Raw genomic sequence first — 13386 nt, 5'->3', positions numbered from 1 at the left:
CGCCGTCTCGCGGGCGCGGCACGCGGGGCGGACCGTTCGCGTCCGCCCGATGGCGCGAGGTGCCCACCGGGCGTACCACGGTAGGGAACGGGGCCCGCCCCGGGCCCCATCACGCCCAGGAGCAGAGCCATGACCATGAACCAGCCCGGAACGATGACGGCCATGAGCAAGGAGATGCAGGACTGCGTGCAGGCCTGCATGGCCTGCCACGGCGTCTGCGAGGAGACCATGAGCTCCTGCATGCAGATGGGCGGCCAGGCCCAGATGCAGATCATGCGCGCGCTCATGGACTGCTCCGAGATGACCCGGATGTGCGCGGACATGATGATGCGCCGCTCGCCCATGTCGGCCGAGATGTGCGCGATGTGCGCCAAGGCGTGCGAGATGTGCGCCGAGGCGTGTATGGCCATGCCGGACGACCCGCAGATGATGCGCTGCGCCGAGTCCTGTCGCCGCTGCGCGCAGATGTGCCGCAGCATGGCGGGCGCCACGATGTGACCTCGCCCGTCCACCCGGTCACTCACCCCGGCCCCGCGGGGCCGTCGGGACCCCGGACACGGCTGGGCCCCGCCGAACGGATCGGCGGGGCCCGGTGGCGCGTCGGTGCGTCCGTGAGGAACGGCCGGGGACCGGCTCAGTTCCCCGAGACCGTGACCTTCTCGTCGTTCTTCAGCTGGCTCACCAGCGTCTTCACCTTCGCCTTGTCCCAGACGAGGTTGCCGTTCGCCGAGCCGGAGATCGGCATGTTCATGGACTTGCCGTCACCGCCGGTGACGCCCTTCATCGCCCAGAACATGTCGGCCAGGTCCCACAGGCTCATGTCCTTGTCGACGGTGAGGCTGTCGAGGCCCGCGCTCATGGTCGGGTACAGCTTGAAGGGGTTCAGGACCGTCGACGGGGTCGCGACCTGGTGGGCCAGGGCGGACAGGAACTTCTGCTGGTTCTTCGTGCGCTCCAGGTCCGACGCCGCGAAGGCGTGCCGGGTGCGGACGAAGGCGAGGGCCTGCTCGCCGTTGAGGGTCTGCTTGCCCGCCTGGAAGTCGGCGCCGGAGTACTTGTCCTTGAAGCCCTTGTCGAGGTTCATCTCGACGCCGCCGACCGCGTCGACGATGTTCGCGAAGCCCGCGAAGCCGATCTCCACGTAGTGGTCGATGTGCAGGCCGGTGTTGAACTCGACGGTGCGGACGAGCAGTTCCGGGCCGTCCTCCGCGTACGCCGCGTTCAGCTTCGTCTGCCGGCCGGTGCCCTGGTAGGTCTTGCCGGAGTCGGAGCCCTTGTAGGTCGGTATCTCCACGTTGGAGTCGCGCGGCAGGGAGACCAGCGTGGACCCGTTGTCACCGGTGTGCAGGATCATCATCGAGTCCGTGCGCTTGCCCTCGGCGGACCCGGTGTGCAGCTTCTTCTTCTGCTCGGAGGTCATGCCGGCGCGGCTGTCGGAGCCGACGATCAGGTAGTTCGTGCCCTCGCCGGCCTCGGGCCGGTCGATGACCTTCGAGAGATCCACGTCACGGTGGAGCTTGGAGTCGGCCCAGAAGTACGTGCCGACGGAGACCACGATCAGCAGCGTGACCAGCGTGATCGCCGTCCACTTGATCCGGCGCCGCCAGTTCGGCGCGGGCCTGCCCGGCCCGCCCGGGCCGGGGCCCTGCGGGCCGCCGGGGTTCCCGTAGACCTGGCCCGAGTTGTACCCGGAGTCGTAGCCGTCGTCGTAGCCGCCTCCGCCGCCGTACCCGTCGTCGTACCCCTGCCCGTCGACATACGTCGGCTGCTGGGGCACACCGTAGGACGGGGCGGCGGGGCCGCGCCGGACCTGCCGCATGACGCGGGCGCTCTCGGGCTGAGCGCCTGCGCTGCCGCGTCCGTAGCGGTTGCCGCGGTTCTCGTCGGACCACGCGTCGGGCCAATCGTTCATGCGGACCAGTGTGCAGGGCCGCACGGTGTGTCTTACAAGAGACGGGGGAGATCTGGGTCACGCCTGTTGCAGAGCTGATGCAAAGCAACCCCTTGCACGGCGCGGCATAAGGTGGACGCCATGACGAACCAGGCCCCCAACTCGGAATCCGATATTCCGGGCAAGCCGACATCCGCGTCGCGGACCACCCTCAGCCACATCATGACCCACAACGACACCAACCTTCTGGGAACGGTGCACGGTGGCGTGATCATGAAGCTCGTCGACGACGCGGCGGGCGCGGTGGCCGGGCGGCACTCCGGCGGGCCCGCCGTCACCGCCTCCATGGACGAGATGGCCTTCCTGGAGCCCGTCCGCGTGGGTGACCTCGTCCATGTGAAGGCTCAGGTGAACTGGACCGGTCGTACCTCGATGGAGGTGGGCGTCCGCGTCCTCGCCGAGCGTTGGAACGAGTCCACGCCACCCCAGCAGGTCGGCTCGGCCTATCTCGTGTTCGCCGCCGTCGACGCGGACGGCAAGCCCCGGCGGGTGCCGCCAGTGCTCCCGGAGACCGAGCGCGACGAGCGGCGCTACCAGGAGGCGCAGATCCGCCGCACCCACCGGCTCGCCCGCCGTCGGGCGATCATGGAGCTCCGTGAGAAGCGGGCCGCCGAGGGCCTGGGCGACTGACCGTCCCCAGTCCTTCTACGGAGCCGGCCGCCCTCCGGTTCTACGGAGCCGGCCGCCCTCCGGCCCGGTCGCCGGCCCGCCGGATCCGGGACGGCTTCGCGCGCAGGGGTCACGGACACACCACCTGGTCGCCCGTCGTCGCCCCGAACTCGCCCTGGTACGGGTCGTTCGCCCGCACCCGTTTCACCTTCCCGAAGTCCGACCCGGCGGTCACCTTCAGCACCGCGCCCTGTCCCTTGACCTCGCGCAGCTCGGCACCGGGCAACGCGGCCGCCAGCGACTTCGCCGAGCGGTCCCAGCGGGGGTCGTAGGAGACGACGGTGCGCCGGGCGGTCCGGTCCGCGGCGTTGGTGGGCCGGCGCGTGGTGCGGAACCCGGTGGACGCGAGCGCGCTGTCGACGCGCTTGCCGAGGCCCGCCGTGCCCGTCCCGTTCTCCACCTGGACCTGGATCTGCTGCGGCGCCACGTCGACCCGCCGCGCCTCGGACCGGTGCGGCCGGGGCGCCGCGAGCGGCTTGTCGTCGTGCAGCGCCGTGAACAACTTCCGCGACTTCGCCCCGTCCCACTTCAGGGTCGAGCCGATGCCCTTGACGACGTATCCCATCTGCCCGATCGGCACGGTGGTGAACTCGGACGAGGAGGGGGAGAAGTTCCGCATGGCCCGGCCGAGGTCGAGCAGCTCGTCCGTCCCGAAGCCCTTGTCCGCACGGACCGAGCCGAGCACGGCCCGGGTCACGTCACGGAACTTCATCGGGTTCATCAGCACCCCGGACGACGTGGTCTGCTCGACCAGCGCCGCGAGGAAGCGCTGCTGGCGCTGCATCCGGCCCAGGTCCGACGCCCCGTCGACATGCCGGGACCGCACGTACTGGAGCGCCTGTCCGCCGTTCAGCAGGTGCGAGCCCGCCGCCAGGTCGAGACCCGTGTACGAGTCCTTCAGCGGCTGCGTGGTGCAGACCCGGACGCCGCCCAGCACGTCCACCGTCTTCATGAAGCTGGTGAAGTCGACCTCCAGGTAGTGGTCGATCTTCACATGGGTCATGTTCTCGACCGTGCGCACGGTCAGGTTCGGGCCGCCCTCCGCGTACGCCGCGTTGAGCTTGAGCGGATGCGGGCCGTGCTGCTTACCGGTGGTCTCGTCGGTGTGCGCCGGTGTCTCGGCGTAGGAGTCGCGCGGCAGGCTGACCACGCTGGCCCGCTCCCGGTCCGCCGAGATGTGCACGATCATGATCGTGTCCGTGCAGTGGCACGGCGCGCCGCCGAGCCGGTACGTGCGCCGCTCCGTCTCCGTGATCTTGTCCCGGCCGTCGGTGCCGACCAGCAGCACGTTCATGCCGTGGCCCGCCTCGGGCCGGTTCTTCATGTCCCTGAAGGGGTCGACCCGGGCGATGTCCTCGTCCAGGCTGGTGACCACCGCGTGCCCGATGCCCGCCGAGGCGAGGACCACCACGGACAGGGTCGTCGCCATCCGCATGGCCCAGCGCGGCTTCCTGCGCCGCGCCGGGGGCCGTCCGGAGGACCGCACGTCCGGCCTACGCGCGCGGGGCGGCTGCGGGTGGCGCTGCGGGCGGGCGGGGGAGCGGCGCGGCGTGGGCAAGGGGGACACCTCCGGCAGGCCCTGGGCGTGGGGATCCGTGAGCACCGTAGGCCGATACGATCTGCGGCCCGCGCCTTAGGCCGGGCGGCGCGCGCCCGTGTCCCCCATTCGCGGTAACGTGACGTCCGATGAGCGAGAAGTCTGACGTGCGGTCCCCCGCCGTGTCTGTGATCATGCCCGTCCTCAACGAGGAGCGGCATCTGCGCGGGGCCGTCCAAGCGATCCTGGCGCAGCAGTACGACGGCGAGATGGAGGTCGTGATCGCCCTCGGTCCCTCCACGGACCGGACGGACGAGATCGCCGCCGAGCTGGTGCGGGACGACCCGCGGGTGCACACCGTGCCGAACCCGACCGGCCGTACCCCCGCCGCCCTGAACGCCGCGATCAAGGCGTCGCGGCACCCCGTCGTGGTGCGCGTCGACGGCCACGGCATCCTGTCGCCGAACTACATCGCGACCGCCGTGCGCCTCCTGCAGGAGACCGGCGCGCAGAACGTCGGCGGCATCATGCACGCCGAGGGCGAGAACGACTGGGAGCACGCGGTCGCCGCCGCGATGACCTCGAAGATCGGTGTCGGGAACGCCGCCTTCCACACGGGCGGTGACGCCGCTCCCGCGGAGACCGTGTACCTCGGCGTCTTCCGGCGCGAGGCGCTGGAGCAGCAGGGCGGCTACAACGAGGAGTTCATCCGCGCCCAGGACTGGGAGCTGAACTTCCGGATCCGGGAGGCGGGCGGCCTCATCTGGTTCTCGCCCGAGCTGCGCGTGTCCTACCGGCCGCGGCCCTCCGTGAAGGCGCTCGCCAAGCAGTACAAGGACTACGGGCGCTGGCGGCACGTCGTCGCGCGCTACCACGAGGGCTCCATCAACCTGCGCTACCTCGCGCCGCCGACCGCGGTGTGCGCCATAGCGGCGGGCCTGGTCGTGGGCGCGGCGCTGACCCCCTGGGGCTTCGTCGTCCCCGCCGGCTACCTCGCGGCCATCACGCTCGGCTCGCTGCCGGCCGGCAAGGGCCTCCCGCTGAAGGCCCGGGCACAGATCCCCGTCGCCCTCGCCACCATGCACATGTCGTGGGGCTGGGGCTTCCTCACCAGCCCGAAGGCGCTGGCCAAGAAGGTCATCGCGTCCCGCCGCCCGGCGGTGCTCGGCGCCGTGGCCGGATCCCCCGCCGAACAGTCCGCCGGCTCCGACTGAGCCTGCGCGAAAGCGAGTCGGGCCCCTCTCGGTTTCGAGAGGGGCCCGACTCGCGTACGGGACCGTGCGACCGCGCCGCTACCAGCTGTAGGCGGGATCGACGTGCATGCAGGCCTCCGTGTCCGACCCCTTGTCGAGCTTCGCCGAGGACGGCATCGAGTCGTCGTCCTTCGGGGCCTTGTACGTCGAACCGTCCCGCCAGTCCGCCCCGACGACCAGCGTGACCCCGGAGACGTCCGCGGACTTCTCCACCGCCTTCGACGGGACGCCGAGGGCCTTGGCGAGGCGCAGGGCGTCACCCTCCAGGTCGGCGCTCGGGAAGCGGATCAGCGTGGTCTCCTCGGCGGTCGCCGTCGTCCGGTCGGCGGTCGTCTGCGTGAAGCCCTTGCCGACGAGCAGTCCCGCCACCGTGCTCGCCCGCCCGCCGACCGGCGCCAGCGTGTCGGTGCGGGTGCCGTTCTGCACCTGCACCGCGATCTGGTCGTCGGCGGCGGCCGGGTCCTTCGACGTCCGCTCCTTGGCCTTCTTCTTCCCGTCGCCGTCCAGCGGGATGTCCTCGCGCAGCAGCCGCCAGACCTTGTCCGCGTCGTTGGCCTTGGGCAGCACACGGACGTTGCCGGGGGCGTACACCCACGGCATGGTGGTCATGTTGATGCGGCCGGTCGGGACCTTCTTCAGCTCCTTGCTGAGGTCGTAGAGCTTGGTCACCGTGCCCAGGCCGTCGTCGACGGTCAGTGCCTTGGTGGCGGTCTCCGCAAGGTCCTTCAGCTTGCCCGGGTTGCTCAGTGTGGCGTTCTCGCGCAGCTGGCGCACCATCGAGTTCATGTACTGGTGCTGCGCCTTGGTGCGGGCGATGTCCGTGCCGTCCTCGAACCCGTACCGCGTGCGCAGCCACTGGAGGGCCTGCTTGCCCTTGACGGACGTGGTGCCCTTCTTCAGCTTCAGCCCGGAGCCGTGGCCGTTGGAGGTGTGCGAGTAGATGCTGGCGTCCACGCAGACGGGGACGCCGCCGATCGCGTCGGCCATCGAGACCACGCCCGAGAAGTCGACCATGATGAAGTGGTCGATGTGGATGTCGGTCAGCTTCTCCCACGTGGCGACCGTGCAGCCGGGGCCCCCCCGGCCCAGGGAGTCGTTCGTCATGGTGAGTGAGGTGCTCGCGGGATACGTCTTGTCGGTGTCGGGATCGGTGCACTCAGGGATCTGCAGCAGCGTGTCGCGCGGCATGCTCACGACCGACATGTTGGTGCGGTCCGCCGACAGGTGCAGCAGCATCTGGACGTCGGCGCGCGGCGCCGAGTTGAAGGTGTCCTTCGCCCCGCCGAGCTTCTGGTCCTCTTTGGAGTTCCGGCCGTCCGAACCGATCAAGAGGATGTTCAGCGGCGTCTGGCCCGCCGCGTTCGGTTTGGACTTGGCGGCGCGGTCCTTCTCGTCGCCGATGTTGAGGTCGTCCTTCTTGATGTTGCCGTTCAGGTGCCGGTAGTAGAGGTAGCCGGCGCCGGCCGTGCCGAGTATCAGGAGGGCCAGGACCGTCGCCGACCAGCGCAGTATCCGGCGTCGGCGTCGCGGGCGCCCCCCGCCCCCGTGCCGGCGGCCGCCACCGCCGCCGCCGTGTCTGCCCTGCGTCCGCGGTGCCGTGTCGTCGGCCGTACGACTCCCCTTGTCGCCGGCCGGCTGAACGCGTTCACCGTTCTCCTCGTACAGACTGTCGTCCCAGCCGGGTTCGCCGGCTCGCCGGACGCGTGGTCGTGTTCCCTCCCCACGCACACTGCTCTGCGCCATCTCCCTGCCCCTCCCCACCCTGCGCCTGACAAACGGGTCCGTCCCGTGCCCGTCCGGACATGCCCCCTGTCCCGCCGGGCACTTCCCGGGCCCGGCGGGGCACTTCTCACGTCCGGTCGCACACGTCTCGCGTCCTGTTAGACGCTTGACGGACCCGTTAGGTCATCAGCTGGCGCACACCGTCTTGTCCGCGGTGGACTTGTCCACCTCGGGCGCCTTCGTCGGAGCCGTCATCGGCACCCCGGCACCCTTGAAGTCCTTGCCCAGGGTCAGCACGATCGCGGGCAGACCCTGTGAGTTCTTCTCGCTCTTGCCCGGCTTCATCGCGGAAGCGGGCAACCCCATGAGATCCGCCAGTTTGCGTGCCTGGTCGGCCTGGTCGGGAGAGTACTCCAGGGTCGTCCTGCTCAGTGTTTCACCTGCGTTTCCGAGCTGGCTGGCCTTCAGCACGCCCTTATCATTCTGCAGCCAGTTAAGAGTTTCCTGTGCGGAGCCGGCGGCGGCACCGCCGTTGTAGATGTCGACGCGGATGTCGGCGGCGGCGGACCGGGAGCCCTTGAGACGGGCGGCCACCGAGGCCTTCTCCTTCTTCTGCTTCTGCTTCACCGCGGTGAACGACACGTCGTTCTTGATGGCGTCGAAGACCTCGGGACCCGTCGTCGGGTTCACGATCACCGTCTTGTGGACGACACCGTCGGCGGGGTTGTCGAGCACCGGCACCGTGGTGAACGTGATGTTCTTCGTCGGCACCTTCTTCAGCTCCAGTGCCATGTCCTTGAGCGTGCTCACCTTGCCGATGCCGGTGTCCACGGTCAGCGCCTTGGTGGCGGCCTCGGCCAGCTTGACCAGCTTGGTGGGGCTGGTGAGGGTGTCGCTGGAGCTCATCTTGCGCATCAGGGAGCCCAGGAACTGCTGCTGCACCTTGATGCGGTCCAGGTCGCCCTGGTTGCCGAAGCTGTGCCGGGTGCGCACGAAGGCGAGGGCCTGCTCGCCCTCGATCGTGTGCTCGCCCTTGGAGAGCTTGAGGTGCGAGTCGGGGTCGTTGACGTCCTTGGCCAGGCACACGTTGACGCCGCCGACCGCGCTGGTCAGCGTCTTCACCGCGTTGAAGTCGGCCATCATGAAGTGGTCGACCGTGATGCCGGTGACCGCCTTGACCGTGTCCATCGTGCAGCCCGGGTTGCGCTCGGACTGTCCGAGGCTCGTGTTGAACCGGACGTTCTTGCTGCCCTGGATGACCTTCTCGGTGCCGTCGGGCTGCTTCGTCCGGCACTCCGGGACGTCGACGATGAGGTCGCGCGGAATGCTCATCGCGGTCGCGTTCGTCCGGTCCTTGGAGACGTGCAGCAGGATGTTGGTGTCGGCGTGACCGACGCTGTTCTTGTCGCCGTAGCCCTCGTTGCCCTTACCGGTGCGCTTGTCCGTACCGATGATCAGGATGTTGAAGGCGTCGTCCTTGCTGAAGCCGCTCTTGCCCGAGCTGCCGATGTCCGTCGTGTTGACGTTGCCTTCGAGGTGCTTGAGGTAGGCGTAGGCGGCGGCCGAGACACCCACCAGCACGAAGGCCATGGTGCCGCCGGTCCACAGCAGTATCTTCTTCGCCTTCGACTTCTTCGGCTTGCGCTGCGTGCGCGAACGCCGGCGTCCCGGAGCGGGCTCCGGGGGCTCCGCACGCCGCCGCCGCGGGCCGGGCACGTCGGTGCCCGGCGCCTCGCGGGACCGGCCCGGCGCCTCGCGGTCACGCCCCGGTGCGGTGCGGGCGCGCCCTCCCGAAGGAGATCCCCTCCGCGGCCGGGGCACTCCCGACTGCGGTGCGGAAGGGCTCAGTCGCAGTTCGTATTCGCCGGTGTTCGGGTTGAGTACCCACTGGTCTGCGGGGTCGATGTTGTCCGCCCGCCCACGGCCTTGCGCGTCCACGGTTGTCTGAATCCTCCGTCGGGGCCACGCGGCGCCTTCCCCCCTCAAAAGGCGCTCGGGTCTGGTCAAGCAGTGCGCGACCTCCAGGACGGACCTCGTGGCCGGGTGCACCGGATCGCTCACACTATCCGCCCAGTTCAGCGTGGAGCGACGGCCGTGACAAATTCAACTTCCCTACAAGCGGGCAATCCGCCCTATTTCTCAGAGACTTCTTAGCGCAACAGTTCCCCGGCTTGGTGTGCGCTTTACCCGCAGGCGTCCTCCGCCGCCGTGTTCCCCCGGAAAGTCGGCACGGGTTTCGGGCTGCCGGTGGAGTCGCCCGCCGGGATTCCCATCGACTTGTTGTCGCCGTCCGACTCCGCATTGTCATCGGACGCGGGGCAGGAGCAGGAGGTTTGGGACGAAGTGGTCTTCACGCCCTTTTTCCCCGCAAGTTGGGCGGAGTCCTCGGGCAGGTCCTTCGAGACCTCCACGGGCGTGTCCGAGCGCAGCCGGCTGAAGAGCTCCCGCGCCGCGGGCTGCACGAGCTGGTCGCGATTGGCGTTGCCGGAGTACGACGTCCGCGGCACCGTCAGGAACTGCATGTGCTCCGTGGGGATGTTGCGCATGCCCCGGACCAGGTCGTACAGCCCGCGCAGGCTCGCGAGGCCGGGGTCCGTCGTGAGCGACGAGGTGGCCGCGTCGAGGACGGGGTACAGCTTCGCGGGATTGAGCAGGACGTCGTTGCTGCGCACTTTGTTGACGAGCGCACCGAGGAAGCGCTGCTGGCGGTCCATGCGGTCGGTGTCGCTGCCGTTGCCGATGCTCTTGCGGGCGCGCACGTATCCGAGGGCCTGTTCGCCGTCGAGCTCGACCTTGCCGGCGGGCAGCTTCAGCTTGGCGTCCTTGTCGGTGATGGGGTCCTTCAGGCACACCTCGACGCCGTCGACGGCGTCGACCATGTCCTTGAAGCCGTGGAAGTCGATGACCATGTGGTGGTCGATGCGGATGTCCGTGAGCTTCTCGACGGTGCGGATCGTGCAGGCCGAACCGCCCACCTCGAAGGCGTAGTTGAACATCGCGAACATGGGCTGGGTGCGGGTGCCGTCCGGTCGCCGGCAGCTCGGGATGTCCACCATCAGGTCGCGGGGCAGCGAGACCGCCGTCGCGCTGCGCCGGTCCGCCGCGAGATGCAGCAGGATCGTGGTGTCCGACCGCTCGGTCCCGGAGTCCCGGCCGTACTTCCCGTTCCCGTCGCCCGAGCGCGAGTCCGAACCGATCAGCAGGATGTTCTGCGCGTCCCGCACCAGCGCGGTGGGCCGCTCCTTCTCGTAGCGGGCGAGCTCGGCGGCGGCGGCCTCGTCCGGCGTGATGTTCGCGTTCAGCTTCTCGTACGCCGCCCAGCCGGCCCCGACGGCGCTGAGCACCACGACGGCGACGCCGATCGCCGTGTAGCGCAGCCAGCGCCGCCGGCGGCGTATGACACCGGTCCCGGTGGGCGACGCGCCCAGCTCCGGTCCCGCTCGGCGTCCGGTGGGCGACCCCTCCGGATCCTGCCCCTCCGGTCCGGAGGGCGTCCCTGCGCTGTCGTTCACGGCTGGGTCCACCCCTCAGGCGTGCGAGCGTGTCGAGTCATGGCGTACGAACGTGTCGAGCGTCGTGTTCGAACTGCTCCTACGACCATGTCCCGCCCCGGGGGGCGGGGGGTCCCGCTGATAGGCCGAATGGGGGACGCGCCCAGGCGTGCGGCGGCCGGCGCCCGCCCACCGCCGGGGTGTCCTCAGCGCGCGGTCGCCGTCACCCGTTCACTCTCGATCCGCTTGGCCAGCGCGTCCTCGCCGAGCTGCTCCAGATGGCGGCACAGGACCACGGACCCGCCGGTCGACAGCGCCGCGTACAGCCCGGCGCTGAGGCCCTCCCAGGTGTCGTACGGCAGCGCCGACAGGATCCGGGAGCCGGGCCCCGTCAGGTCGAGCCCGGGGGCGTCGGCGCGGGCCCGCTCGACGACCTCGGCACCCGTGTACTCGGCCCCGGCGACGATCAGCGCGGGCTCCTCCGGGTCCACCGGCGCGTACGGCTGGAAGCGGTCGCCCTGGGTGGGCACCTCCACGGCGTAGTCGGCGTACCCGGCGGGCGGGGTCGGGAAGCGGCGGCCCAGCGGTGCGAGCGAGAGGGCGATGCGCTCGCCGGAGCAGGCGAGCCCCTCCTCGAACCGTCCCGGTCCGGCGACGACGTGGTCCGCCGCGGCCGGGTCGCCCGCCACGTCCGCGATGACGCCCACGGAGGAGCAGGCGAGCAGCCACACGGCCGTCTGCCAGTGGGCGGGCAGCAGCAGCGCGACCCGGTCGCCGGGCGCGGCGGACAGCTCGTCCTGGAGCAGATTGGCGGTCTTGGCCACCCAATTGGCGAAGGTGGCCACGGACAGTTCGACACGTTCGCCCGTGGCGTCGTCGTAGAAGGTCACCAGGGGGCGCGCGGGGTCCACGGCGAGCGCGGATCGCAGCAGGTCGGCGGGGGTGCGGTCGGTGGCGTTCACGCGCGCAAGCGTACGCGGGGGCGGCGCGTGGGGCGGCCCCGCCGCTTCACCGGTTCGGGGGAGCGTGTGTCCGACGGCCCGTCACATCACCGATGGACAGATATATATGACTTTGTCCAGGATCAAGGGCATGCGTGGATTCCTTGCTTCCTCGGTCGGCGTCACATGCGCGGCCGCACTCGCCCTTCCGCTCGCCCTGCCCACCCCGGCACAGGCCGGGCCGTCGGCGGGGACGTCCGAGGCCGCCGTCCCCGGCAGCACCCGGTCCCTCCCGCTCGTGCCGCTCACCGGCACCCGCTCCGCCGCTCACGCGCAGGGGCTCACCCGTCGCGACGTACGCCCGTTCTCGCTGGTCGGCGTCATCTGGGACGACCCGAGCAGTGAGCTGCACGGCCGCGTCCAGGTGCGCACCCGTGCCACCGGCACCGGTCACTGGTCCGGCTGGCAGGACGTCGAGACGCACAACACGCACGGCCCCGATCCGGACACCGCCGAGGGTGAGTCGGCGCGGGTGCACGGCTCCACGGCGCCGCTGTGGGTGGGTGACTCGGACGGCGTCGAGGTGCGCGTCGAGGCCCAGAGCGACGACCGGACGACGGTCCCCGGGGAGTCCCCGCTCCCCAGGGGCCTGCACCTCGAACTCGTCGACCCCGGCGCGGACCCCGCGGACACGGGCGCGTCCGCGGACCGGGTCCAGGACGGCGTACGCGCGGGAGTGGACGCGCTCGGCGAGCTGGCGGGCGCCGTGTCGCACGCCCTCGGCGCCGAGTCGGCCGGCTCACCCGACGGCGCCCCGGGCGCGGGGCCGCGCGCCGGCGAACCGGCCCCCGACACTCCCGAGGACGACTCGATCGCCCGCCTCGGCCTGCAGTCGCTGAAGAGCTTCGCCACGTCCGTCGCCAACGCCGACGTCGCGCCGCTGGGCGCCACCGAGATCCCCGCGCTCTCCAAGAGCCGGACCGAACTCGAGTACAGCGCCGCGCACCCGGACGAGCAGCGCGCGAAGCCGTACGTCGGTGCCCGCCCGCACATCGTCACCCGGCGCGGCTGGGGCGCCGACGAGAGCCTGCGCGAGAGCGGCTTCGTCTACACCAAGAAGGTCAAGGCGGCCTTCGTGCATCACACGGCGTCCGGCAACAACTACAGCTGCTCCCAAGCCCCTTCGGTCATCCGCAGTATCTACCGCTACCACGTCGAGAGCAGTGGCTGGCGGGACATCGGCTACAACTTCCTCGTCGACAGGTGCGGAAACATCTACGAGGGCCGGGCCGGGGGCGTGACGAAGGCCGTCATGGGCGCGCACACCCTCGGGTTCAACAGCAACAGCATGGGCATCGCCGTGATCGGCAGTTTCGACAGCTCCAAGCCGCCCGCCGCCGCGGTCACCGGCATCGCGAAGCTGACGGCGTGGAAACTCGGCCTCTTCGGAGCCAATCCGCGTGGCAAGACATACCTGAAGTCGGGTGGTGGCAATCTCTACCGAAAAGGAAAGAACGTACGACTGAACGTGATCTCCGGCCATCGGGACGGGTTCGCCACGGACTGCCCCGGACAGAAGCTCTACGGCAAGCTCGGCTCGGCCAGAAAGGCGGCGGCCCGTTACCAGGGCCGGTGAGCATTCTTGAGGAGCCGCGACCACCCCGGGACGGCCCATCGGGCACCACCGGGCGCGGCAGAGGTCACCTGACGTCGTACCGGGCCATCGAAGGTCACCGCACCGCCATCGAAGGCGCCATCCAACGGTCTGCATACACTGGCCGGCCGAAACACAGTTCGGCCGGTCCCGGCAGGAAGCAGAGAC

At 70.2% G+C, this 13386-nt stretch carries 10 protein-coding genes; 4 read left to right on the top strand and 6 right to left on the bottom strand.

Annotated elements, in window-relative coordinates; translation table 11 throughout:
- Positions 1-129 precede the first annotated feature (129 nt).
- Positions 130-498: a four-helix bundle copper-binding protein gene (locus BKI49_RS15035; RefSeq protein ID WP_095934786.1), complete on the top strand. Its 369-nt coding sequence runs from the start codon at positions 130-132 to the stop codon at positions 496-498.
- A gap of 136 nt (positions 499-634) precedes the next feature.
- Here BKI49_RS15035 and BKI49_RS15030 read toward each other — a convergent pair whose 3' ends face one another.
- Positions 635-1912 carry an LCP family protein gene (locus BKI49_RS15030; RefSeq protein WP_095934785.1) on the bottom strand — a complete coding sequence of 426 codons (1278 nt, stop codon included), beginning with the start codon at positions 1910-1912 and terminating at the stop codon, positions 635-637.
- Between the two features lie 120 nt (positions 1913-2032).
- Here BKI49_RS15030 and BKI49_RS15025 point away from each other — a divergent pair, with 120 nt between their 5' ends.
- A complete protein-coding gene (locus BKI49_RS15025) occupies positions 2033-2581 on the top strand; it encodes an acyl-CoA thioesterase (protein WP_095934784.1) in 549 nt (182 codons plus the stop codon).
- Positions 2582-2690: 109 nt separating this feature from the next.
- Here BKI49_RS15025 and BKI49_RS15020 read toward each other — a convergent pair whose 3' ends face one another.
- Positions 2691-4178, bottom strand: a complete 1488-nt coding sequence (locus tag BKI49_RS15020; protein WP_441350888.1) for an LCP family protein — start codon at positions 4176-4178, stop codon at positions 2691-2693.
- Between the two features lie 128 nt (positions 4179-4306).
- On the opposite strand from BKI49_RS15020, the gene BKI49_RS15015 reads away from it, so the two are divergent.
- Complete coding sequence (locus tag BKI49_RS15015; protein ID WP_095934782.1) at positions 4307-5371, top strand: glycosyltransferase family 2 protein; 1065 nt, start codon at positions 4307-4309, stop codon at positions 5369-5371.
- 78 nt (positions 5372-5449) lie between these two features.
- Here BKI49_RS15015 and BKI49_RS15010 read toward each other — a convergent pair whose 3' ends face one another.
- The 4 genes from BKI49_RS15010 to BKI49_RS14995 form a co-directional block, all read right to left on the bottom strand.
- Positions 5450-7153 carry an LCP family protein gene (locus BKI49_RS15010; protein WP_095934781.1) on the bottom strand — a complete coding sequence of 568 codons (1704 nt, stop codon included), beginning with the start codon at positions 7151-7153 and terminating at the stop codon, positions 5450-5452.
- Positions 7154-7318: 165 nt separating this feature from the next.
- Entirely contained in the window at positions 7319-9070 is a 1752-nt protein-coding gene (locus BKI49_RS15005; protein ID WP_095934780.1) for an LCP family protein, read from the bottom strand.
- Positions 9071-9315: 245 nt separating this feature from the next.
- A complete protein-coding gene (locus BKI49_RS15000; protein ID WP_095934779.1) occupies positions 9316-10644 on the bottom strand; it encodes an LCP family protein in 1329 nt (442 codons plus the stop codon).
- Between the two features lie 185 nt (positions 10645-10829).
- Entirely contained in the window at positions 10830-11585 is a 756-nt protein-coding gene (locus BKI49_RS14995; protein ID WP_095934778.1) for a TIGR03089 family protein, read from the bottom strand.
- 130 nt (positions 11586-11715) lie between these two features.
- Here BKI49_RS14995 and BKI49_RS14990 point away from each other — a divergent pair, with 130 nt between their 5' ends.
- The gene (locus tag BKI49_RS14990; RefSeq protein WP_095934777.1) at positions 11716-13200 is read left to right on the top strand and encodes a peptidoglycan recognition protein family protein; all 1485 of its coding nucleotides are present in this window, start codon (positions 11716-11718) and stop codon (positions 13198-13200) included.
- The last annotated feature ends 186 nt before the right edge of the window (positions 13201-13386 follow it).

Source organism: Streptomyces sp. Tue6028 (assembly GCF_002300165.1).
Classification (GTDB): domain Bacteria; phylum Actinomycetota; class Actinomycetes; order Streptomycetales; family Streptomycetaceae; genus Streptomyces; species Streptomyces siamensis.
Note: the sequence above shows the minus strand (reverse complement) of the source record. Positions and strands in the feature narration are given on the sequence as shown.